Genomic DNA, 23016 nt, shown 5'->3' with positions numbered 1-23016 from the left:
TCGCGCCCCGCACCCGTCCGGAGGGTTCGAGCAGGACCTAGCCGGTGATCAGCCCGGCGATCGCCCGCACGCTCGAGTCTTCGAAGACGTCCTTCATGCGCACCCGGACGCCGCTCTGCCGGTGGAGCTCGTTGATCAGCCGGCTGGCGAGCAGGGAGTTGCCCCCGAGGGAGAAGAACTCCTGGTCGACACCGACGGCTTCGACCTGGAGGAGTTCGCTGAACAGCCCCGCGACGAGGATCTCCTCGAAGGTGGCGGGCGCCGGGCCGGCCTGCGCGAGGGGGGCCTGCGGCTTCGGCAGGGCCTTGCGGTCCAGCTTCTCGTTGGGTGTCAGCGGCAGCTGCTCCAGGACGACGAACGCGGTCGGCACCATGTAGTCGGGCAGTGCGGCCACGGCTCGCGCGGTTAGCTCGTCCAGGTCGGGGGTGGCCCCGGCGGCCGGGACCACGTACGCCACCAGGCGCTGGTCGCCGGGTACGTCCTCGCGGACCAGGCAGACCGCCTGGCTGAGCCGGGCGTCGCGCAGCAGCACCGACTCGATCTCCTCCAGCTCGACCCGGAAGCCCCGGATCTTCACCTGGTGGTCGAGGCGGCCGAAGAACTCGATGACGCCGTCCTCGCGCCAGCGGGCCGCGTCGCCGGAGCGGTACATGCGGGCGCCGGGCTCCCCGTACGGATCGTCGACGAAGCGCTCGGCGGTCAGCTCGGGCCGCCCCAGGTAGCCCTCGGCCAGCTGCACGCCCGCGAGGTAGAGCTCGCCGGTGGCGCCGGGCGGCAGCTGGCGGCGCTGCTCGTCGAGGACGTAGAGCCGGGTGTTCCAGACGGGGCGTCCGATCAGGACGGGTCCGGGCTCGGGGTTGCGAGGGCAGAGCATGGAGGTCACGTCCACGGCCGCCTCGGTGGGGCCGTACACGTTGAACAGATCGGCCTCCAGCACGGAGGCGAACCAGGCCTGGAGCTCGGCGGGCAGGGCCTCGCCGCCGCACACGACGCGGCGCAGGCTGACGCAGCGGGCCGCGTCCGGCTCCTGGAGGAAGACCTTCAGGCCCGAGGGGACGAAGTGGGCGACGGTGATGCCCTCGGCCACGATGGTCTCGGCGAGGTACGCCGGGTCGCGGTGCCCGTCCGGGTCGGCGACGACGATCGAGGCCCCGGCCAGCAGCGGCCAGAACACCTCGCGCACGGTCACGTCGAAGCCGGCGGGCGTCTTCTGCAGCAGGCGGTCGTCGGGTCCGAGCGGGATCTGGTGCTGCATGTGGTGCAGGCGGTTGGTGATCGCGCGGTGGGCGACGACGACGCCCTTGGGGCGTCCGGTCGAGCCCGAGGTGTACAGCACGTACGCCGGGGAGTCGGGGGTCAGCGGGGCCCGCCGGTCGGCGTCGGTGGGGGCGGCCGGGTCGGCCTGCGCGAGGCGGGCCTCGGTGCCGGCTCCGTCCAGGACGAGCAGCGGTGCGTCGACCTGGACGGCGCCGGTGAGCGCGCCGGTCGTCACCACGTGCGAGGCGGCCGCGTCGGAGAGGACCTGGGTGATGCGCTCGACCGGGTAGCCGGTGTCGACGGGCAGGTAGGCCGCGCCGGTCTTGACGATGGCCAGCGCGGCGACGACGTAGTCCACGGAACGGGGCAGGACCATGGCCACGATGTCCCCGGCGCCCGCGCCGTCGGCGATCAGCAGCCGGGCGATGCGGTTGGCGCGCGCGTCGAGTTCGGCGTAGGTCAGGCGTTCCTGGTGGCGGCTGACGGCCAGCCGGCCGGGGTGGGCGGCGGCGTTCGCCTGGACGAGCTCCGGGAGGGTCAGCTGCGGCACCTCGTGGCCGGTGTCGTTCCACACGTGCATGATGCGGTGGTACTCAGCCGGGGTGAGGAGGTCGACCTCGCCGATCGTGGTGTCCGGGCCGGCCTCCAGCAGGCGGCGGGCGAAGTGGCCGATGCGGCTGGTGTGTTCGGCGAGCTGTCCGGCGGTGAGGCGGCCGGCGGCGCCCCCGGCGGCGGCGCGCAGCCGCGCGCCCGCCGCGTCGAAGGCGAACACGAGGGCCAGGCGGTCGGGGTCCGTGACGGTGGCCGGGGTATCGGCGAAGGCCACCTCCGCGCTGACCGGCGGCGCGTCGGCCGCCCCGTGCGCGCCGCCGTCCCGCCCGTCCCGCTGGTCCTGCTCGTCCTGCTCGTCCTGCGCCCGGGCCGCGCGTACGCCGGCCAGCAGGGCGGCCACGGTGGTCGTGGGCCCGAGGCGCAGGCGCAGCGTCCGGGCGCCGACGGCCAGCACGAGGTCCTCGGCCGCCGTCATCCGGTACTGGTAGGCCGCGGCGGCCACGAGGGCGAGGTCCGTCCAGTGCGCCGAGGTGGCGGCGAGGAACTCCCCGACGCGGGCTCCCGTCGCGAGCTCCGCGTCCGGTGCGGCGGCGGTGGTGGTGAGGGTGGTCGGTCCCATTGCGATCTCCTGCACGCTCATGCGCCGCGCTCCTCGAGGAAGCGGTGCACGGCTTCGGCCACGTCCTGGTCGTCCAGCAGTCCCTCGGTGCCGAGGGGGAAGGTCTGCTCGCGGCGGGCGAGCGGGGCGCCCGGGCTGGACCCCCGGGAGGTCAGCGCGACGGCCGTGGCCCAGCCCGCCTCGGGGCTCAGCTCCTGGGCCCCGCACAGGTAGGACACGTACGAGCGGAACATCCCCATGAGGTCGTCGGCGGTCTCCTCGTCCAGCCCCAGCCGGTCGAAGGCCAGGCCCGCGGCGCTCTCGTAGAGCTTGACGACCTGGAGGGCCGTCGCGCGGAAGTCGCCGCCCGCCGTCCCGCAGACGGTCAGCGCCTCGGTGACGTAGCCCGCGCGCTCCTCCTCGGACAGCACCGACATCGCCCCGACGGCCTTCGTCAGGTCGCGGTACAGGCTCATCTCCTCGACCGGCTCCGGGTCGAAGAGCAGCAGCGCCGGGCGGCTGCCCTGCTGCCGGGCGATCTCGTCGGCGAGCGCCGCGGCGAAGACGCCGCCCACGCAGTAGCCCATGACGGTGTCCACGTGCCCGCCGGGGCCCCCGGGCAGCTGCCGCCACCGGCCCAGGTAGCCCTCGGCGTCGAGGAGTTCCTTCTCCGCCTCGTCGGGCTGGCCGGTCAGCCATATCTCCCGGCCCGGCGGCAGCAGGGGTGCGAGGCGGCGGAAGCCCGCCTCGGGGCGTGCGGTCGAGTCGAAGTCGACGGCGAGGACCGTGCGGGCGCGGTCGCCCTCGCTGATCCGCCGCCAGGAGCCGGTGCTCATCGGAGGTCCTCCTTCAGCGCCTGCAGAAGTTCCGTTTCCTCGGCCGCGGTGAGTCCGGCCTTGCGCTCGCGGTCCAGCCCCAGGGCGCGTTCGTGGGCGAGGACGTCGGCGGCGACCTCCGCCAGGGGGCGGTGGCGCAGGCCCGCGCCGAGGGCCCGGGAGTGGTCGTGCGCCATGAATCCGTAGTCCTCCGGGGGTACCCACACGGGCAGGGACTTCTCCCCGCGCCACACCTGGACCCCGGCCGCCTCCAGTTGCGCGACGGGCACCGGGACCAGCTCGGTGTCCGGCGGGCCCACGGCCTCCACGACGTCGGCCAGCAGTTCGCCGAGCGGGCGGGTCGCGCCGACGCCGTTGTAGGTGCCGCTGGTGCCCTGCTCACCCGCGTCGACGATCCAGGCGGCCATGTCGCGGACGTCGACGTACTGCACGGGCTGTTCCAGGGTGTCCGGTACGACGACCCGGCCGCCCTGCGAGATCCGCGCGGGCCAGTAGCCGAACCGGTCCGAGACGTCCCCGGGTCCCACGATCAGGCCGGAGCGCACGATGAGGGCGCGGTCGCCCACGGCCTCGCGGACGGCGTTCTCACTGGCCACCTTGATGCCGCCGTACAGGTGGGGGTGCTTGATCCGCTCCTCGGCGTCGGCGCCGCTCGTGGCGGGCTCGTGCAGCGGGGCGTCCTCGTCCTGCCCGGTGGTGACCGCGTCGGCGTAGACGTTGATGGAGGACACGAAGGTCCAGTGGCCGGCCCGGGCGCCGAGGGCGGCGAGCGCGTCGCGCACCCACGGGTAGGACATGGTGGCGACGTCCACGACCGCGTCGAAGCGGGTGCCGGCCAGCGGGGCGAGGCCGTCCGGGGCGTCTCGGTCCACCGTGACGAGGGTGGCGCCCTCGGGGACCTTGCCGGAGGTGCCGCGGGCCGCGCAGAGGACTTCGTGGCCGCGCCGCACCCCTTCGGCGGCGACGGCGTGCGACAGGAAGGCGGTCCCGCCGAGTACGAGCATCTTCATCGGGTCACACGCTCCCGTGGGCCACGGGGCAGCCCGACGCGGCGGGGGCGCCGGCGCCGGTGTCGCGCGGCAGCTTGCGCTCGTACCGCACGGGCAGCGAGGCGAGGCCGCGGCTGACCGAGTTGTCGTACACCCACTCGGTGTCCGCCTCCGGGACGGCCAGGCTCAGGCCCGACAGGCGGCGCAGCAGGGTCGGGAAGACCACGTGCCCCTCCAGGCGGGAGAGCGGGGCTCCCGGGCAGTAGTGGGCGCCGTGGCCGAAGGTGAGGTGGCGGTTCGACTCGCGGGTGATGTCGAGGCGGTCCGGGTCCTGGAAGACCTTCGGGTCGCGGTTGGCGGCGGCGATCAGCAGGTGGACGAAGGCTTCCTTGCCGATCTCGGTGCCCTCGATCTCCATGTCCTGGGCGGCGACGCGCAGGGTGCCCCGGTAGCTCGGGGACTCGAAGCGCAGGAACTCCTCGACGGCCGACACCACCAGCTCGGGGCGGGACTTCAGCAGGTCGAACTGGTCGCGGTGGGTGAGCAGCGCGTGGGTGCCGTTGCCGATGAGGTTGGTGGTGGTCCGCTGCCCGGCGATGATCACCAGGGACATCGTCGAGGCGATCTCGTCGATGGTGAACTTGTCCTCTTCCTCGGCCGCGACCAGCAGCTGGCTCACGAGGTCTTCGCCCAGGTCGGAGCGGCGGTCCGCCAGCAGGTCGAGGATGTACTTCTCGAAGGCCGAACTGACCTGCTTGAGACGGGCGTTGCCTTCCTCGTCGGCGTACGGGGCGCCGCCGAGGACGTGCGACCACTCGTAGAGCATCTCGCGGTCCGCGACGTCCACCCGCAGGTACTCGAAGATCACCATGACGGGGAGGACCCGGGCGAACTCCATCAGGTCGACCTCGCCCGACTCGGGGAAGGCGTCGATGAGGTCGTCGGCGATCTCCTGGATCCGCGGGCGCAGGTTCTCCATGCGGCGGGGCACGAAGGACTTGCTGACCAGCTTGCGCAGCCGCGAGTGCTCGGGGGCGTCGGCGATGAGCATGTTGCGGGACTGCACGGGGCTGTTGTCGTACAGCTGGTCGCGGAACCACTTGGGGGTGTTCTCCAGCGACTTGGAGATGCGGGGGTCGCCGAAGGCCTTCAGCGCCATCTCGTAGTCGGAGACGATGTAGGCCTCGGCGCCCGGCGGGTGGTTGATGGCGCGGACCGGGCAGCTCTGCCGCAGGTTCGCGTACTGCGCGTTGCGGTCCTCCAGCGGGTGCGTGAAGAACTCCGGCGGCAGCGGCGGCTGCTGGGGCTGCTGCTCCGCGGCGGTGGCCGGGGCGGCTTCGACGATGTCCTGGGTCATGGTGATTCCTTTGCTGTCGTTCACGGGGACGCCTCGTCGAGCGAGGCCAACGTCCGGATGCTCCGGCTCAGGGTCGGCAGGGCCGCGAGCGTCGCGATGACGCCCACGACGGCGAACACCCAGGTGGGGCCCCAGGCATCGAAGATCGTGCCGATCGCGAGGACGCCGATCGGCGAGATGATCGTGGAGGTGAAGACGATGGCTCCCAGGACACGGCCCTGGAGCTCGTCGGGAACGGTCTTGGCCGCGTACGTGAGGAACAGTGCGTTGATCAGCGGCCCGCGGATGTACACACAGGCGACGACGATGCCGAGCGGGATGACCCCGGGGACCGTCATCAGCAAGGCGGCCGCCACCGGGCCGATCCAGTAGCCGGCGATGAAGATCGTCGACGGGCGGACCCGCTTGATGACCTGCGCCGCCAGCAGCGCACCCACCAGGGCGCCGGTGCCGGCCACCGACAGCGTCAGCCCGATGAAGGAGTCCGACGCGCCCCGGTCCTTGCCGGTGGCGATGACCGCCAGCGACATCCCGACCGTGTTGAAGGCCAGGTTGGACAGGGTGATGCTGATCATCAGGGGGCGCAGTACGGGGTCCCGCGTCAGGTACAGGAACCCCTCGAACAGGCCCTTCTTCCCGTCGGTGGGGGCCTCCGGCCGCGGGGTGCCCCTGACGAACAGCATCAAGACCGTGGAGAGCACGAAGGAGACGCACGCGCCGAGGAAGGGCAGCGCCCGGGCGAACCCGTAGAGCACGCCGCCGATGGAGGGGCCGGCCGTGATCGCGCCGAACCAGCGGATCTGGTTCTGCGCGGTGGCCTGGGCCAGCTGGTCCGGGCGGACCAGCTGCTTGATCATGGCCATGCCCGCGGGCATCGACAGGCCGTGGCAGCAGGCGGAGACGATGGCGACGACGAACGTGACGAACACGTTCACCGGCCCCGAGAAGATCAGTACGGCGAACAGCCCGAGCAGCGTGGCCCTGACCGCGTTGCAGCCGATGAGCAGCCGCTTGCGGTCCACCCGGTCCGCGAGGATGCCGCCCCAGAACGACATCAGGCCGTTCGCGAGCAGCTGCGCGGAGCCGACGGCGCCGGCGTAGGCCGCCGAGCCCGTCGTGGCCAGGACCAGCAGCGGGTAGGCGATGCCGGCCGCGTTCTCGCCGACCCCGGCGAAGGCCTCGCTGCTCCACAGCGACTGGAAGGACCGGTTGCGCAGGAGCGAGGTCCGCTCGGCCGGAGCCGGTTCCGGTGCGAGGGTCTTGGTCCCGCCCTGCGCGTCATCGTGCGTCATGACGGGCTCCGTCCGCCGTCGCGGCGTCCGCCGTCGCGGCGTCCGCCGTAGCGCCGTCCTCGGGGAGAGCCTCGACGAGGCGCGCCGCGAGCTCTTCCACGTACGGCTCGCGCAGCATCGACCAGTGGTCGCCGCCGACCGGACGGACCGTCAATGCGCCCGTGTACAGGCCGCTGACGCTGCGGCGCAGCAGCTCCGCCTCCCGCCGGTCCACCTCCACCTTGAGCACCACGGCGGGGCAGTCGACCGGGCGCGGCCGGTACCGGGCGAGCACCCGGAACTTGTCCGCCAGGAGCCCGCGCAGGGCGGGGTTGCGCCGGGCCTGCGCGCCGACCTGGCCGAGGCCGAGGGCCGCGCTCGCCATGAGGCGCAGGTGGCCCAGGACGAAGCCGGGGTCGGAGCCGATGGTGCGGCCCGCCCGGCCCGGCACGTACGCGTCGAGGCACACCAGCAGGTCGACGCTCTCGCCGCGGGCGGCGAGCTGGAGGGCCATCTCGTGCGCCACGACGGCGCCGAAGGACCAGCCGCCGACGGTGTAGGGCCCGGCGGGCTGGGCCCGCTGCATCGCCGCCACGTGGTGCGCGGCGACGTCCTCGACCGACATCCGCGAGGAGTTCGCGATCCTTGGTTCGAGGCCGTGGACCGGGCGGGGCGTGTCCAGGTGCGCGGCCAGGGCCCGGTAGCTGAGCGAGGACTCGGCGGCGTCGGCCACCAGGAACAGCGGCCTGCCGGTGCCCTCGCGCAGGACGACGGATCCGCCCGGCCCGGCCGCGGAGCCGGGGCCGGGGCCCGCGGCCGTCGCCGGACCGGCGGCGTACTGCTGCTCGGCCAGCTCCAGCAGGTGCCCGAAGGTGGCCTCGCGCAGGAACTCGGCCGCCGAGACCGCGACTGCGGCCTTCTCCCGCAGCTGGGTCACCAGGTTCAGCACCATCAGCGATTCGCCGCCGAGGGCGAAGAAGTCGTCGGCCGGGGACGCGGAGGGCACTCCGAGGGCCCGGCACCACAGCTGCTCCACCTGGGTGCGCAGCGGTGCCTGCCCGCCGTCCGCGGACCCGCCGCGCGCCGCCTTCTGCACCGGCCGGGGCGTTTCGGCCTGCGGGTCCCGGGCGGCGAAGGGGTGCCCGGGCAGGGAGCAGCGCAGCGGCCGCTCCCCCGGCTCCGCGAACGCCTCCTCGACGACGTCGAGGCCGCGCTCCCACAGCGTCCCCAGGGCCCGCAGCAGCCCGCGGTCCCCGTCCTCGGGCCTGCCGAGCATCGGCACGCTCGCGTACGCCGGGTCCCATTCCCCGCGGAAGCGCAGGGCGCCGAGCATCGTGCTGCCCGGGCCGAGCTCGATGAAGGTGTCGCAGTCCGAGCCGAGCAGGGTCTTCATGCCGTCGTCCAGCTGCACGGGCCGGCGTACCTGCGCCGCCCAGTACTCGGGGCCGCACACGGCCGCCGGGTCGGCCCAGTCACCGGTGACGTTGGATACGAGGCGCAGTGCGGGCAGTTGGGTGTGCGTGGCGCCGATCAGTTGCGTGAGCCGGTCCGCCACGGGGGCCTGGATGTCGCAGTGCGCGGCCCGGTCCACGTTGAGCGGGCGCAGGTCGAGGCCCCCCAGGGCGTCGCCCTCCAGCAGCTCCGCCATCTCCCGGGCGGGACCCGAGAGCACCACGCCGCCGCGGCTGACCATGGACACGGCCACCCTGCCGTCCAGCGGGACCCGGCGGGCCACCTCGTCCAGCGGTGCGTTGACGGCGAGCATCCGGCCCGGCTCGGTGGCGCGCAGGCCCTGCGCCCGCTCGTAGACCAGGGCTGCCGCGTCCGTCGGGGACCACACCCCGGCGAGGGCGGCGGCCGCGTACTCGCCGACGCTGTTGCCGAACAGGGCGGCGGGCTTGAGCCCCCACTCGTGGAGCTGGCGGCCCAGCGCGTAGCCGAGGGCGAAGAGGCCGACCTGCTGGTGGGCCCAGTCCTCGTACCAGCCGGCCGGCACCTCGCTGCCGGTGACCACGGGCGAGAGGTCCACCGCGTAGGTGTCGCGGACGAACGCCCCGATCTCGTCGAAGTGCGCGCGGAACTCGGGCAGCAGCCGGTGGGCCGCGGCGCCCGCGGCGTGCCGCAGCACCCCGTGGCCGGGGAAGAGGAAGGCGACCTGGGACAGGGCTCCGGGGGCGGGCGGCCGCGGCGCGTCGCGCAGCAGCTGCGCCGCCTGGGCCCGGTCCTGCACGACGAAGGCCTGGCGGTGGCGGAAGCCGCGCCGGTCGGCGAGCGTGCGGACGGCCTCGTCGAGCGCGGGCGCGTCGGCCGCCTCCAGGCGGCCGGCCACGTCCTCGCGGAGGCGGCCGAGCGCCTCGGGCGAGGCCGCGGACAGCGTGAGGACACGCGGCCCGGTCGCGGCCTGCGGACGCTCCCGCACGGGTGCGGCCTGCAGGACGACGTGGGCGTTGGTGCCGCCGACGCCGAAGGCGCTGACCGCGGCCGTGGGTGTGCCGCCCGCGGGCCACGGCCGGGTCTCGGTGCACACCTGGAACGGCGAGTCGTCCAGGTCCAGCAGGGGGTTGGGGCTGGTGAAGTGGAGGGTGGGGACCAGCTCGCGGTGTTCGAGCATCAGCACGGTCTTGATGAAGCCCGCCACGCCCGCGGCCGCACTGGTGTGGCCGATGTTGCTCTTGACCGCGCCCAGCCAGGTGGTGGCGTCCTCGGCGGCGGGGCCGAAGGCCTCAGCTAGCGCCGCCACCTCCACCGGGTCGCCCATCGGGGTCGCGGTGCCGTGGCACTCGACGTAGTGGATCTCCTGCGGGGAGACCTCGGAGACCTGGTGCGCGTACCGGATCACCTCGCTCTGCCCGGGGATGGACGGAGCGGTGAAACCGAGCTTGTCGGAGCCGTCGTTGTTGAGAGCCGAGCCGCGGATGACGGCCGCGATCCGGTCGCCGTCGCGCAGGGCGTCCCCGAGGCGCTTGAGGACGACGACGCCGACGCCCTCGCTGGGGATGGTGCCGGCGGCCTTCGCGTCGAAGGGACGGCAGTGGCCGTCGGGCGACAGGATGCTGCCCTGCTCGTGGACGTAGCCCCACTCGCCGGGCGGCGACACGGCGACGCCGCCCGCGAGCGCGGCGTCGCATTCGCCGCCGCGCAGCGCCTGCGCCGCCATGTGGATGGCGGTGAGCGAGGTGGAGCAGGCCGTCTGTACAGTGACCGCCGGTCCGCGCAGGCCGAGCTTGTACGACACGCGCGTCGCGACGAAGTCCTTCTCGTGGCTGACGACCCGGACCAGGGGGCTCATGTCGTCCGCGGAGTCCAGCAGGGTCCGGTCGGAACCGGCGTAGACGCCGATCCGCCCGGGGAAGCGGCCGGGGTCTATGCCCGCGTCGTCGATGGCGGTCGAGGCGCATTCGAGGAAGACCCTCTGCTGCGGATCGATGTGGCCCGCGTCGGCGCGGTTGTAGCGGAAGAACTGCCAGTCGAAGTTCCGGGAGCCCTCCAGGACCCCCTTGACCGGTACGAACTCGGGACGGCGTACGAGGTCCGGGTCCGCGCCCTGCGCGACGAGGTCCTCGACGTCGAAGCGGGTGATGCCCTCGACGCCGCCGCGCAGCATGTCCCAGAAGGCGCCCACGTCGGCCGCACCGGGGTACCGGCACGCCATGCCCACGACGGCTATCGCCCGGCTCAGGTCGGCGTCCGCGCCCGCGTCGGTCCCTGAATCCGTGTCCGGGTCCGTGTCCGGGTCCGTGTCCGTGTCCGTGTCCATGTACACCGCCTCCTCCTGCGTCGCCTGGCCGGTCACTTGTTCTGCGCCTTGTCCACGAGCAGCAGCACTCCGGCCGGGGTCGGCGTCAGCAGGAGGTCGCGCAGCCTGAGGGTCACGCCCAGCCGGTCCTTGACCAGCCGGATCAGCTGCACCGCGCCCAGGGAGGTGCCGCCGCTGACGAAGAAGTCGCTGTCGGCGCCGATCTCCTGCGCCTCGGCGTCCGAGCGGCTGCCGGTCCGGGCGATGGCCTCCGTGAAGAGCGCCGCGATGCGGGCCAGTGCGTCGTCGGCCGCCGACCGCGCGGCCTCGGTGGCGGCGGGGGCGGAGGGTCCGGCGGGTCCGGCGACCGCGGCGAGGGCCTTGCGGTCGACCTTCCCGTTCGGGGTCAGCGGGATGCTGTCGACGACCGTCCACAGCGTCGGCACCATGTAGGCGGGCAGCGTGCCCGACAGCAGGTCGCGCAGTTCGCCCGTGCCGGGCGCGGCGCCCGGCTGCGGGACGACGGCGGCGACGAGCCGCTTCTCGGCGCTGTTGTCTCCGGTGACGACGACCACCGAGTCCTTGACCTGCGGGTGCGCCTTCAAGGCGTCGCTGATCGCGGTGAGTTCGATGCGGTAGCCGCGCAGTTTGACCTGGTCGTCGGAGCGCCCGAGGTAGGCGAGGCGGCCGCGCGTGTCGAGCCGTACGACGTCGCCCGTGCGGTACAGCCGCTCCTGGACGTCGGCGCTGAAGTGCCCGAACCGGCGGGCGCTCTCGGCCTCGTCGCCCGCGTAGCCGTCGGCCAGCCCCTCGCCGCCGGTGTACAGCTCGCCGACCGCGCCGGGCGGGACCCGCCGCCCGCGCTCGTCGAGCACGTACACGCGGGTGCCCGGGACGGGCGTGCCGATCGGCAGGGGACCGTCGACCTCCTGCGGGCCGCGCACGGTGTGGGTCGTGGTGAAGGTGGTGTTCTCGGTCGGCCCGTAGCCGTTGGTGACGACCAGCCCGGGGTGGCGGGCGAGCGCCCGTGCCGTGTGGTCGTGGGGGACGACGTCACCGCCGGTCAGGAGCTGCTTGAGCTTGCCGAAGGAGTCGGGTGCGAACTCCTCGACCAGCCGGAAGAGGCCGGCGGTCAGCCAGGCGACCGTCACCTCCCGCTCCAGCAGGAAGGCGCCCAGCTCGCTCGGGGAGGGCAGTGAGGACGCCGGGTAGACCTCCAGCGTGGCACCGGTCAGCAGGGCGCCCCACAGTTCGAGGGTGGAGGCGTCGAAGGCCAGCGGGGACAGCCGCAGCATGCGCTCGCCCGGGCCCGTCCGTACGTAGCCGGCCTCGTGGACGAGGCGGATGACGGCGCGGTGCGGGATGCTGACGCCCTTGGGCTCGCCGGTGGATCCGGAGGTGAAGGCCACGTAGGCCTGCCGCGCCGGGTCCGCCTTGGGGAGCTGGAGGTCATCGCCGGCCGTGGGGTTCCAGGACGCGTCCCAGACCGGGGCGAGGGGGACGCCCGACAGGCCCTCGTGGCCGGCCGCCCCGGGGCCGACGAGGGCGGCGGCCGGTGCGGCCTTCGCCACGATCAGCCGGGTGTGCGCGGCGGGCAGGCTCAGGTCCACGCCCACGTAGGCGGCGCCCGCCGTCACGATGCCCAGGACCGCCACGGCCTCGGCGACCGAACGCTCCACGCCGACCAGCACCGTGTCGCCGGGGCGCACCCCGGCCTCGGCAAGCAGTCTCGCCTGCTCGGCTGCGGCCAGCGCCAGCTGCGCGTACGTCAGCTCCACGCCGCCCTCGCGGACCGCGACGGCGTCGGGGGTGCGGCGTACCGCCTCGCGGAACAGCTCGTCCATCGAGGTGACGGGGAACTCCTCGCGGACCTCGTTGAGGGCGTCGAGCCGGGCGCGGCGCGCGTCGGACAGGCAGCGCACCTCCTCCAGCAGGAGAGCGGGTCCGGCCGCGAGCTGTTCGGCCGCCGCGCGGAAGTCGGCGACGAACCCGTCGGCCTCGGCCTCGTTCCACACCGCCGTCGCGTACTCGACGTGTCCGGCCAGCGAGGGCTGCGCCTGGCCCACCAGCAGGGTGAGGTCGAACTGGGCTCCGCCGCCGTGGCCCTCCTCGATCCGGAGGTCCACGCTCCCTGCGGTGAGCCGCTGGGGGACGAGCTGGTCGTGCATGCCGAAGCAGACCTGGACCAGGGGGTGGCAGCCGATGCTGCGTTCCAGGCCGAGACGGGCGACGAGCTCCTCGAAGGGCAGCTGGCCGGCGTCGATGCTCAGGGTCAGGGAGCGCTGCACCGAGCGGAGGTAGTCCGCGGCGCTCGCGTCGTCGTCGATGTCGATGCGGACGGGTACGAGGTTGCCCGCGACCCCGACGAGGCCTTCGAGCTCGGCGCTGCCGCGGCCGAGCAGGGGTACGCCGACGAGCAGGCTGCGGGCGCCGGTGGTGCGGCCCAGCGTCAGGCCGAAGGCGCCGAGCAGCAGGGCGAAGGGGGTGATGCCCAGGTCACGGGCGCGTTCGGTGACCGCCGTGCTCACGGCGGGGCCCAGGTCGAGCGGGGTGCGGGCGCCCGCGGCGTCCTGGACGGGGGGCCGCTGGCGGTCGGCGGGCAGTTCGAGGACGGTGGGGGTACCGGCGAGGTGTCCGGCCCAGAAGCCGGCCTGCTCGTCCCACAGTCCGGCGGCGTGCTGGCCGTCCTGGCTGCGGATGAGGGCGCTCAGGGGGACGCCGGGACCGAAGGCGGTGGGTACCCCGCCCGTGAGTTCCTCGTAGCGGGCGAAGACCTCCTTGAGGACCAGGCCCACCGACCATCCGTCCAGCACCATGTGATGGGCTATCAGGACGACGGCGTGGCGTCCGGCGGGGTGCGAGAAGCGCAGGAAGCGCAGGGCCGGGGCGGCCGTCAGGTCGAAGGGGCGGCGGGACTCCCGTTCGGTGGTCAGCCGGACGTGGGCCTCGAAGTCCTCCGGGGCGCCGTCGTGGGTGAACTCGCTGATCTCCGGAGTGTGTTCGGCCCGGATCTCGCGGACCACGCCGTCGGCGCCCTCGGCGAAGACGGTGCGCAGCCCCTCGTTCCGCGCGACGGTCGCGCAGACCGCCGCACGGAAGGCCTCGGGGTCCAGCTCGCCCTGCACCGTGAAGGCGGTGAAGACCAGGTTGTAGGGGGAACCCCCGGTGATGCTCTCGATCAGCCACATTCCGCGCTGGGTGTGCGAGAGCCCGTTCGGGTCCTGCCCGGCCGGGGCGGCGGGCGCCGCCGGGGCGGACCCGTCCGCCGGCAGGGCCTCGGCCCGCAGCAGGGCGGCGGCCAGCGGCTCGGCGCCCAGCAGGTCCTTCACCGAGAGTTTCAGGCCCAGTTGTTCCTTGGCCATGGCGTCCAGGCGCAGGGCACGGAGGGAGTCTCCGCCGAGCTCGATGAAGCTCCGCGTTCCGAAACCCGTACTGTCCGCATCCGTACCGAGAACAGCGGAGGCAAGATCATCAAGCGTCATTGGTCACTTCTCCAAAGAGGGACGGGAAGGTGGCAGCGGCCCGCGGCGGGCGGGCCGCGGCCGGGTCAGCCCTGGCCGCCGGCCCGCGCGGCGCCGAGCAGCCGCTCACGTGCGCTCGCGCCGGAGCCCGCTGCGGCGGCAGCGGCCGGGGCACCGAGGAGCTCGGCGTGTCCGCGGACCGTTCCCGCCCGGAAGATGTCCATCGTCTTGACGGACCGGCCCGAGGCCTGGGTCATGCGCTCGACGAGGACGATCAGGAGCAGCGAGTCGCCGCCCACGTCGAAGAAGCTGACGTCGTCGGCGACCTCGTCGGTCTTGAGGACCTCCTGCCACAGGGAGCGCACGAGGGCGATCCGCGCCTCGGGGGTGGAGAGGTCTACTGCTTCGGTGGACGTGTCGGTCACGGTTTCCTCCAGGGAGTGGGACAGGGCAAGGGCACTTCGCCGCAGGTCGGCGAGGAAATCGGCCACGGCGTCGTCGCCGTACAGGGCCTTCGTGTAGTCCACGGAGAGCTCCAGCCGGTTGCGGCCGGACTCCCCGTCGAGGCACACGAAGAGGCCGAGGTCGTACTTCATGTGCAGCGACGGCAGCGGCTGCAGGCGGCCCAGCACGCCGGGCGCCAGCTCCATGTCCGCGGGGACCTCGGCCATGTTGACGAGGACCGCCGACAGCGGGGGCCAGATGACGTCGCGTTCCGGCTTGAGGGCCGCGGTCACCGCGTCCAGGGGCACGTCGGCGTCGATGAACGCCTCCATCGCCCCGAAGCGGGCGCTGCGCAGCAGCTCGCGCCAGGTGGTGGTGTCGTCGAGCGTCACGCGGATCATGACGGTGTTCATGAACATGCCGATCGCGTCGGCGACCGCCGGGTCGTCCCGGCCCGGCCAGCCGAAGGCGAAGAGGAAGTCCCGCTGGCTGCCGGTGCGCGCGAGCGTCCCGGCGAGCAGGGCGACCCCGGTCATGAACGGTGTGCAGCCCTCCTCCCCGGCGGCGGCCAGCAGGGCCTCGGTCAGCTCCTCGTCGAAGCGCGTGGCGAGGGAGCCACCGGCCAGGGAGGTGTCGTCGGTGTCCCGGCGGAACGGCACCTCGACCTCGATCGGCGCCCCGCGCAGCCGCTCGACGACGTCCGGAAGACGCTCGTCCAGCTCCCCGGGGCCCAGCATGGTGACGACCTCGCTGGGGTGCGGCGGGGAGCTGAGCGCGGGCTCGCACCCGGCCAGCAGCGCCCGGTACACCGTGGCGACCTCGGCCATCAGCAGGCTGCGCGACCAGCCGTCGCAGACGATGTGGTGCACGGTGAGGACGAGCAGCGCGGTGTCCCCGTCGAGGCGGATCACCTCGGCCCGTACGGGCGCCTCCTGCCCCAGCTCGAAGGGCGCGTAGCACAACACGTCGACCAGACGGGCCAGTTCCTCCTCGGACCAGCCTTCGGCCGCGGCGTCGATGAACCCGGCCTCGGCGGCCGGCCCGTCCGTGCGGTACTCGATCCTGCGGTGCTCCGCGTCCAGCCGGAAGCGGGAGCGCAGGGCCGGATGCCGGTCGAGGACCCGCTGGACGGCCGTCACGAGCAGGCCGTGGTCAAGGGGGCCCGTGAACTTCACGACGGTCGGGATGAGGCTGGTGGGGCGCAGCTGCTCGACCTGGTCGAGGACCCACAGCCCTTTCTGCGCCGGATTCGCCTCGTACCAGACCGGGGCGGACGGGCTGTGCGCGGGAAGTGCAGACAAGGCAGGACCTTTCGGGTGCACGCGGCATCCCTACTTGCGCAGGCGCGCCGTGATCGGCACGTGCTTGTAGCCGGATGCGAAATTCGAGATCAGCCGCTCGGGCTTGCCCGCCAGCTGGAAATCCTCGTAACGGCCCAGCAGCTCCTCGAAAAGAATGCTGATGGTGACGCGGGCGACGCTGTGGCCCACGCAGTAGTGCGGTCCGATTCCGAAGGCCAGGTGCTTGTTGGGCTTCCGCCGGATGTCGAAGGTGTGGCTGTTCTCGAATACCTCTTCGTCGCGGTTCGCCGCGCCCAGCCAGGCCACGACCGCATCTCCCGCGGCGATCTTCGTACCGCGCACCTCGGTGTCCCGGGTGGCATAGCGCAGAATGTGGTTGACCGGAGAGGCCCAGCGCAGCGCCTCCTCGTAGGCGGTGCCGTTGACCTCGGGATGGGCCGCCCAGTCGGCGAGCACATCGGTCTCCGTGAATTCGGCCATCACGAACGTCGGCGCGTGCGGCGTGGTGACGTTGGCCCCGAGGAGCAGGCTGTAGCAGTTCGCGACGATCTCGCTCGCGGACATGAGCCGGCCCTCGAAGCGCGTGGAGATCAGCACGCTCAGCAGGTCGTCGCCGAGGTTCTCCCGGCGGTGGCGCATGAGGTCCTGGAAGTACCCGAAGAGCTCCCGGTGGGCCGACTTGAGCGTGGCCTCCTTGCCGCCCTCGTCCTGGAACTCGGGGTCGTCGGCGGCGATGCACACAGTGGTCAGGCGGCTGAGCCAGGCCCAGTCCTCCTCCGGCAGGCCCATCATCGTGCCGGTGACCGACATCGGCAGCCCCAGCATGGCGGTGCCGAAGTCGAAGGCTCCGCCGTCACCGAGCGGGGCGAGCAGGTCGATGACCTTGGGCCGGATCATCTCGCGCTGGCGGTCCACGGCCTTGACGGCCAGTGCCTTCTTCAGGCGCGCCTGCCGCTCGGTGTGCCGCGGCGGGTCCGTGACGGCGAGCTGCTGCCCGCCGGCCGGGTCGTCGGTGCCGAGCAGGTCGAGGAGGGTGCCCCGCTCGGAGGTGAAGGTGTCGGTGTCGCGCAGGACCAGGTCCGTGTCGGCGTACTTCACGACGGACCAGAAACCGCGTTCCTCGTCCACCTGGTGCCAGCTGAGACCGTCGACCTGGCGCATCCGGCGCCATATCTCGTGCGTGTCGCCGTCGCTGTAAAGAGTCGGGTCGATGAGATCGGCCGATCCCATGTCAACCGGACATCCGGACGTACGAGTGTCGTGGATGGAGATGGCCGATTCCTTTCACTGAGGCGTCGCACAAGGGACAGCACGGAGCGAGTTCCCGGACGGCAGCAATCCGATGGACGGTGCGGTGCCGATCGGTGCACATCGGCCCACGGGGAAATTGAATTCAAGAAGTGGTCCGCCGCCGAACGACCGGCCGAAGCGGACCCGGAGCTCGCAGCATGATGGGGACTCTACGGCCGCCCCCGTACCCGCCGAGGGGGCTGGCAAGTAGATGCCACTCACCCCTCTCAGGGGCCCGGGAAAGGCCCGAAATCCCTTCCGGTGAGGCAGACTCGGCCACTCGGAACAGCCGGGGGCCGACGGCCCGCGGAGCATTCCGGGGACCATTGACATCCCACTCGGCACAACTCAATATTTCGCTCGGCGTCCCCGCCGGGCGCCCCCGGGCTCTCGTGCGGGAGCCCGCCCTTTCCCCTTCCCGACGGTTCGCAGCCCGTCGCCGTCACCGCCACCGTCGCCCTCCGGCCCGCCCGTCCGCCCGTCCACCGGTGCGGCGCGCCGCCCTGTCGGAGGCAGGCCCGTCCACGCCTTCCGCCGGCGGGTCACCACGTCGCTTCGATCGGAGATCGCCTGTGCACCACGACGACCAGACCGGGGACCGGACGGACACGTTCCGCAGCCCGATGCACCGCATGGAGACCTACGAACGCCCCTCCGCCCGGACGCCGCTGCGCCCCCACCACACCTCCGGGCACAGCCCCGAAGGCGAAGGGTGCGCGGGCAACGACCCGGCCTACCGCGGGCTCTGAGCACAGCACCGCGGACGGGCCCGCGCACACCGGTCCGCCGGCGCCCGCGCACCCGCACCCGCACCCGCACCCGCACCCGCACCCGCACCCGCAACGCACCCGCACCGCAGCCCCCGGCCCGGACACGGCGATCCCGTGCGGGGACCGGACACCGCGCCTCCTTCCACTACGCACCACTGCCGAGGAGAAACTGCCGTGGCTATCCAGGAAGAACTCTTGGGGACCACCACAACCGCCGTCGTCGACCCCCTCTCGCTGTACCGGATCGCGATGGGCCACACACCGAAGGGCGCAGCCCTGCGGGACTCCGTACGGTCGGGACGGGTTCGCCTCGTCACCCCCGCGGTGTCCTTCGCCGTGGCCTGCTCCATGCGCACCTGCTGGGACGAGGAGTGCGAGCAGGGCCACCAGCACGGCGCGGGCGTCCCGCTGCGCACCTTCCAGGAGCGCGGGGGCGTGGACATCGTCGACATGACCCCCACGGACACCCTCTCCGCCGGCCAGCTGTACGCGGGCTGCTCCGACCGCCGGGTCGTGGGACCCGAGGTCCTGGCCGCCTGCCACTCCGTCCTGCTCGCCCGGTCCCGGCGGCTGCCGCTGCTCTCCGCGGCGAGGGCCGCGTACTGCTACTCGGCCCTCGCCGACGCCGGAACGAGCTACCGCATCGACCTGATCTGACGCCACACCACCCAGGCACCCCGGACAAGGAACATCGAAGTGACCTACGTAATCGCCCAGCCCTGCGCGGACATCAAGGACAAGGCCTGCATCGACGAGTGCCCGGTCGACTGCATCTACGAGGGCCGCCGGGCCCTGTACATCCAGCCCGACGAATGCGTCGACTGCGGCGCCTGCGAGCCGGTCTGCCCGGTCGAGGCCATCTTCTACGAGGACGACACCCCCGGCGAGTGGGCTGCCTACCGCGAGGCCAACGCCGCGTTCTTCGCCGAACTGGGCTCCCCTGGCGGCGCGTCCAAGACGGGCGTGATCGACCACGACCACCCCCTCGTCGACGCCCTGCCCGTGCAGACGCACGCCTGACGGAGGAAACACCCATGCCCAGGCCCGACCCGTGGCTCAAGTACCTCAACCCGGCCGGCCCGTCCGGCGCACCGCACGCACCGCAGCTGGTGTGCTTCCCCCACTCGGGGGGAGCCGCGAGCGTCTACCGCCCGCTCGGCCTCGAACTCGCGGGCGACGCCGAGGTCGTGGCCGTGCAGTACCCCGGCCGCCAGGACCGCCACGACGAACCGGTCGTCACCGACCTGCACGAGCTGGCCGACCGCGCCGCCGCAGCCCTGCGCGCCGCACCCACCGAGGTGCCCCGGATCTTCTTCGGGCACAGCATGGGCGCCATCCTCGCCTACGAGGTCGCCCAACGGCTCGGCCCCGAAGGCCCCGTGGCCCTGATCGCCTCGGGCCGCCCCGCCCCCTCCCGGGTCCGCCTCACCACCTCCTACCTCCTGGACGACGAGGCCCTCGCCCACCAGGTGGTCTGGCTCGGCGGCACCGCCGCCGAACTCCTCGAACACCCCGAGATGCGCTCCCTGCTGCTGCCGCTCATCCGCGGCGACTACCGGGCCAGCGAGACCTACCGCCCCCGCGGCGACGCACCGCTCAGCTGCGCCCTCGTCGCCCTCGGCGGGGACGTGGACCCGGTGGCGCCGCTCGACGACCTGCGCGCCTGGGCCGGCCACACCACCGGCCCGTTCCGCCTGGAGACCCTCAGCGGCGACCACTTCTACCTGCAGCACAACTGGCCGGAAGTCGCCGCCCTCGTCCGCTCCCTGGCCCTCGCAACGGAATGCCGAGAAGCGGTGAATTAGGATGCCCCGCATGCTTCTTTCAGAGAACATCGATCCGTTCCGGATCAATATCCCCCAATCCGATCTGGACGATCTGAACGAACGCCTGGACCGGACCCGGTGGCCCGACGAAATCCCCGGAGCGGGCTGGGACTACGGGATCCCGGGGGATTACCTGAGAGAATTGGCCCAGTACTGGCGGCACGCCTACGACTGGCGGGCCGCCGAAGCCCGGCTGAACGCATGGCCGCAGTTCACCACCGAGATCGACGGGGCGAACATCCACTTCGCCCACGTACGGTCCCCCGAGCCCGACGCGACCCCGCTGCTCCTGACCCACGGCTGGCCGGGCTCGATCGTCGAGTTCACCGAGGTCGTCGGCCCGCTCACCGACCCGGCCGCACACGGCGGCGACCCCGCCGACGCCTTCCACGTCGTCCTGCCGAGCATCCCCGGCTTCGGACTGTCCGGCCCCACCCGGGAAAGAGGCTGGGAGTTCCGCCGGGTCGCCGCCGCATTCGCCGAGCTCATGGACCGGCTGGGATACCAGCGCTACGGCGTCCAGGGCGGCGACTGGGGCGCGGCGATCTCCCGCGAAATCGGACGCACCCGGCCCGAGGTCATCGGCGTACACCTGAACCTGATTCCGAATTCCTATATGACCCGGGAACCGGACGACCACGCCGACCTCTCCGGCCTGCCCCCGGAGCAGGCACAGCGCACCCGGGAATCCTGGGAGCGCTTCCAGGAATGGGCCCGCGACAAACAGGGATATGCGGACATCCAGTCCACCCGCCCCCAGACCCTCGCCTACGGGCTGACGGACTCCCCCGTGGGCCAGCTCGCCTGGATCTCCGAGAAGTTCCACGAGTGGACCGACGAGCCCGTCGACCGCGACCTCCTGCTCACGAACGTGATGCTGTACTGGCTCACGGGCACGGCCGGCTCCTCGGCCCGCATCTACTACGAGCGGGCCCACGCCGACTACTGGGGCTCACCCCCCGAACCCTCGCAGGCACCCACCGCCCTCGCCCACTTCCCGCGCGAGAACTTCGTCCTGCTGCGCCACCTCGCCGAGCAGACGAACAACATCGTCCAGTGGACCGACCACGACCGCGGCGGCCACTTCGCGGCCATGGAACAGCCCCGCCTCCTGGTCGACGACATCCGGACCTTCTTCCGCTCCCTCTGAGGGCCCGGCCGTGGCACCACCCAGGCGTCCCGCCGCTTATGGGGGCGCGATGAGATCGCCCCGGATCGCCCGTTGCGCGTGGCGCGCCGGGCTCGAAAGCATTGACGTGCTCAGGGGAGCCCGCACGATCAGAGCACGTGGGCTCAGGCCGCCCGTGTCGGGCAGGTCAGAGCCGGGAAAACCGGCTCATATTGCTCCTACCCCGCCTGTCAGAACATGATCAAATGGCGCCATGGTGTGGGATGAGTGGGAAAAGGCCAAGGGAGATGCGGCCGGCGAGCGCCAGGTGTCGATACGCCTCAACCAGGTGACCAGCGGACCTGGTGGCGGTCAGGCCGACCTGGTCGTACACCAGGATGACCTGGGCGAAGTGGGGCACGAGGCCTTCCTGCTGCATGGGCAGCTGCAGAAGCAGGCCGATATCGCCGGCGCCGGTGCCGATGGCTCAGGAAGCGGCTCCACGATGCAGGCCGCAGCATCCTTGAAGACGGCCGGCTTCTCACTCGGTGGCGAGCTGGAGACCACCGTGTCCGTGTGGACCTCTCAGGTGAAGACGGTCCTGCAGGCATGCGCCCACATCTCGAACCACCTGGACTACTCCAAGAAGGCCCACGCCGCGGACGACGAGGCCATCGCGGCCTCGCTCCGCAACCGCGACGGCTCGGCCGTGTCCGTCTCCCGTATCGACGAGTACCTCAAGTAGGGAGCACGGCATGGACTACTCGGACCTCATGGAACTCGACCTCACGAAGCTGGGATCCGCCGTTCAGGACTGGAAGCGCACGGCCGAAGCTCTGCAGATCCTGGGGGGACAGGCCCGCGACGGGGCAAAGGCCAAGGCCGAGAAGGCCCGATGGGAAGGCGTGAACGCCGGTGTGACCCGCACCTTCGTCGCCAAGACGGTCAAGGAGATAGAGGACCTCCACACGGAGGCCAAGAGCATCTTCAGCGTCCTCCAGGACGCCCACTCCGAACTGGTGGCCATCCAGCAGCAGGCGAAGAACGTGACCACCGACGCCAAGGATGCGGGCTTCAACGTCCGTGTGGGGCAAGGCGGAGCGGTGACGATCGAGGATGCCCTGGTTTGCGAGGTGGACGGCCCCGGCCGGCGCAAGCAGGACCTCATGCGCTGGTACGCCGACACCCTGAGCGGAGTGGTGAGCCATGCGGCCGAGGTCGATGCCGCTGCCGTACGCGCTTTGCGCGGCAGCCACGGCGCGGATCCGCACAACGCCGGCCATGCGACGTACACCTCCCTCGACCAGGAGATGCTCCCGCGAGCACTGAAACTGGCCGGGCTCGGCGAGGAAGCCGACACCACACAGCGGAAGGAGCTGCAGCGGCTCTGGCAGTCACTCGGGCCCGAGGCCCGGGCCCAGCTGTGGACCCAGCACCGGGACGACCTTCTTGCTGCCGGCCTGCTCCGGCCTCAGGTCAAGCAGGTCGCCGCGGACGACGGCGCCGGACCGTACGACGTCGAATCGCCAGGAATATCGGACTACTGGAAAGAGATCCAGGCCAACGGCATCTCGAACTCCGGCGACTTCATAGGCAAGACCGACGCGGCCCGACACATGGATCACTACCTCAACGGCAGCGGCAAGACGCTCGATCTGGACGTCGACCGCATGCTGGCCGACGACCCGGCGTTCCGGGACGAGGTGGCGCGGATCCGGGCCACAGAGCAGGACGAGTGGCGGCAGCAGGCACTGGATGCCTTCGAGAAGTCAGGCGGCAAGCCTGTCGCCATCCCCGTGGAATCCGGCAGCAGCGGATACGAGCACGAAAAGGGCCCGGACGGTACGAACAACTGGTACCTGGCCGTAGGCAGCGGCATGACCAATACGACCGGGGTGGTCACCGCCGTCCCCGGACCCGACGGAAAGCCGCAGGTCAGCATCGACTACCAGGTCAACGTGTGGGACCGGTACAACTGGGACCCGGGCAAGGCCACGCCGATCGGTCCGACCACCGTCACCGATGCCGACATGGCCCGCATGCACACGACAGGACTGGCCAGGGAGTTCGACATGCGAGGAAGCAGCTCGGTACAGCGGCACGACCTGTCGGCCGAAGGATCCTGGCCCGCACCCGAGGACACCGGGCGGGACGGCACCCGCACGGACATCGGCCGTAATTCGGCCGCCCGATGATCCGCGCGCGACGCCCGGGCCGCGC

At 72.3% G+C, this 23016-nt stretch carries 16 protein-coding genes; 7 read left to right on the top strand and 9 right to left on the bottom strand.

The features are described 5' to 3' along the window. Nucleotides 1-37 precede the first annotated feature (37 nt). The 9 genes from IO30_RS0102515 to IO30_RS0102475 all read right to left on the bottom strand — a co-directional run bounded on the left by IO30_RS0102515 (nucleotide 38) and on the right by IO30_RS0102475 (nucleotide 17032). On the bottom strand, nucleotides 38-2449 hold the full coding sequence (locus IO30_RS0102515) for an amino acid adenylation domain-containing protein (protein ID WP_107066826.1): 2412 nt from the start codon (nucleotides 2447-2449) through the stop codon (nucleotides 38-40). Continuing rightward, nucleotides 2446-3243 carry a hypothetical protein gene (locus IO30_RS44240; RefSeq protein ID WP_031138773.1) on the bottom strand — a complete coding sequence of 266 codons (798 nt, stop codon included), beginning with the start codon at nucleotides 3241-3243 and terminating at the stop codon, nucleotides 2446-2448. The genes IO30_RS0102515 and IO30_RS44240 overlap by 4 nt, the downstream gene beginning before the upstream one ends. Next, a complete protein-coding gene (locus tag IO30_RS0102505; protein ID WP_031138771.1) occupies nucleotides 3240-4253 on the bottom strand; it encodes an NAD-dependent epimerase/dehydratase family protein in 1014 nt (337 codons plus the stop codon). Before IO30_RS0102505 ends, IO30_RS44240 begins: the two co-directional genes overlap by 4 nt. Before the next feature lie 4 nt (nucleotides 4254-4257). Next, nucleotides 4258-5589 carry a cytochrome P450 family protein gene (locus IO30_RS0102500; protein WP_078904145.1) on the bottom strand — a complete coding sequence of 444 codons (1332 nt, stop codon included), beginning with the start codon at nucleotides 5587-5589 and terminating at the stop codon, nucleotides 4258-4260. Nucleotides 5590-5609: 20 nt separating this feature from the next. Next, on the bottom strand, nucleotides 5610-6881 hold the full coding sequence (locus IO30_RS0102495; RefSeq protein ID WP_031138767.1) for an MFS transporter: 1272 nt from the start codon (nucleotides 6879-6881) through the stop codon (nucleotides 5610-5612). Next, nucleotides 6868-10617 carry a type I polyketide synthase gene (locus IO30_RS39980; protein ID WP_078904507.1) on the bottom strand — a complete coding sequence of 1250 codons (3750 nt, stop codon included), beginning with the start codon at nucleotides 10615-10617 and terminating at the stop codon, nucleotides 6868-6870. Before IO30_RS39980 ends, IO30_RS0102495 begins: the two co-directional genes overlap by 14 nt. 32 nt (nucleotides 10618-10649) lie before the next feature. Next, a complete protein-coding gene (locus IO30_RS0102485) occupies nucleotides 10650-14078 on the bottom strand; it encodes a non-ribosomal peptide synthetase (RefSeq protein WP_031138763.1) in 3429 nt (1142 codons plus the stop codon). A gap of 65 nt (nucleotides 14079-14143) precedes the next feature. Continuing rightward, complete coding sequence (locus IO30_RS0102480) at nucleotides 14144-15802, bottom strand: condensation domain-containing protein (protein ID WP_031138761.1); 1659 nt, start codon at nucleotides 15800-15802, stop codon at nucleotides 14144-14146. 30 nt (nucleotides 15803-15832) lie between these two features. After that, nucleotides 15833-17032: a cytochrome P450 gene (locus tag IO30_RS0102475; protein WP_051859483.1), complete on the bottom strand. Its 1200-nt coding sequence runs from the start codon at nucleotides 17030-17032 to the stop codon at nucleotides 15833-15835. 632 nt (nucleotides 17033-17664) lie between these two features. Here IO30_RS0102475 and IO30_RS45145 point away from each other — a divergent pair. The 7 genes from IO30_RS45145 to IO30_RS0102440 all read left to right on the top strand — a co-directional run bounded on the left by IO30_RS45145 (nucleotide 17665) and on the right by IO30_RS0102440 (nucleotide 22991). Then, nucleotides 17665-17841: a hypothetical protein gene (locus IO30_RS45145; RefSeq protein WP_157853058.1), complete on the top strand. Its 177-nt coding sequence runs from the start codon at nucleotides 17665-17667 to the stop codon at nucleotides 17839-17841. 216 nt (nucleotides 17842-18057) lie between these two features. Continuing rightward, nucleotides 18058-18519, top strand: coding sequence for a hypothetical protein (locus tag IO30_RS0102465; RefSeq protein WP_031138759.1), 462 nt, complete (start codon nucleotides 18058-18060; stop codon nucleotides 18517-18519). Between the two features lie 39 nt (nucleotides 18520-18558). Further along, nucleotides 18559-18882, top strand: coding sequence for a ferredoxin (gene fdxA / locus IO30_RS0102460; protein ID WP_031138758.1), 324 nt, complete (start codon nucleotides 18559-18561; stop codon nucleotides 18880-18882). 14 nt (nucleotides 18883-18896) lie between these two features. Then, nucleotides 18897-19667 (top strand): thioesterase II family protein, encoded by a 771-nt coding sequence (locus tag IO30_RS0102455; protein WP_037892873.1) that lies wholly within the window; start codon nucleotides 18897-18899, stop codon nucleotides 19665-19667. A gap of 10 nt (nucleotides 19668-19677) precedes the next feature. Next, nucleotides 19678-20838, top strand: coding sequence for an epoxide hydrolase family protein (locus IO30_RS0102450; protein WP_031138756.1), 1161 nt, complete (start codon nucleotides 19678-19680; stop codon nucleotides 20836-20838). Nucleotides 20839-21070: 232 nt separating this feature from the next. Then, entirely contained in the window at nucleotides 21071-21541 is a 471-nt protein-coding gene (locus IO30_RS0102445) for a hypothetical protein (protein ID WP_031138755.1), read from the top strand. 10 nt (nucleotides 21542-21551) lie between these two features. Beyond that, on the top strand, nucleotides 21552-22991 hold the full coding sequence (locus IO30_RS0102440) for a hypothetical protein (RefSeq protein WP_031138754.1): 1440 nt from the start codon (nucleotides 21552-21554) through the stop codon (nucleotides 22989-22991). The last annotated feature ends 25 nt before the right edge of the window (nucleotides 22992-23016 follow it).

Origin of the sequence: Streptomyces xanthophaeus (genome assembly GCF_000725805.1) — a bacterium.
In the GTDB taxonomy this organism is placed as follows: domain Bacteria; phylum Actinomycetota; class Actinomycetes; order Streptomycetales; family Streptomycetaceae; genus Streptomyces; species Streptomyces xanthophaeus.
The sequence above is the reverse complement of the archived record's forward strand: the minus strand, read 5'-3'. Positions and strand labels throughout refer to the sequence as shown.

Bases quoted from the DNA above. Each gene is read 5' to 3' on its own strand.
- IO30_RS39980 (WP_078904507.1), bottom strand. From the start codon at position 10,617: ATGGACACGGACACGGACACGGACCCGGACACGGACCCGGACACGGAT.
- IO30_RS44240 (WP_031138773.1), bottom strand. From the start codon at position 3,243: ATGAGCACCGGCTCCTGGCGGCGGATCAGCGAGGGCGACCGCGCCCGC.
- IO30_RS0102445 (WP_031138755.1), top strand. From the start codon at position 21,071: ATGGTGTGGGATGAGTGGGAAAAGGCCAAGGGAGATGCGGCCGGCGAG.
- IO30_RS0102440 (WP_031138754.1), top strand. From the start codon at position 21,552: ATGGACTACTCGGACCTCATGGAACTCGACCTCACGAAGCTGGGATCC.
- IO30_RS0102500 (WP_078904145.1), bottom strand. From the start codon at position 5,589: ATGACCCAGGACATCGTCGAAGCCGCCCCGGCCACCGCCGCGGAGCAG.
- IO30_RS0102515 (WP_107066826.1), bottom strand. From the start codon at position 2,449: ATGAGCGTGCAGGAGATCGCAATGGGACCGACCACCCTCACCACCACC.
- IO30_RS0102495 (WP_031138767.1), bottom strand. From the start codon at position 6,881: ATGACGCACGATGACGCGCAGGGCGGGACCAAGACCCTCGCACCGGAA.
- IO30_RS0102505 (WP_031138771.1), bottom strand. From the start codon at position 4,253: ATGAAGATGCTCGTACTCGGCGGGACCGCCTTCCTGTCGCACGCCGTC.
- IO30_RS0102455 (WP_037892873.1), top strand. From the start codon at position 18,897: ATGCCCAGGCCCGACCCGTGGCTCAAGTACCTCAACCCGGCCGGCCCG.
- IO30_RS0102485 (WP_031138763.1), bottom strand. From the start codon at position 14,078: ATGACGCTTGATGATCTTGCCTCCGCTGTTCTCGGTACGGATGCGGAC.
- IO30_RS0102450 (WP_031138756.1), top strand. From the start codon at position 19,678: ATGCTTCTTTCAGAGAACATCGATCCGTTCCGGATCAATATCCCCCAA.
- IO30_RS0102475 (WP_051859483.1), bottom strand. From the start codon at position 17,032: ATGGGATCGGCCGATCTCATCGACCCGACTCTTTACAGCGACGGCGAC.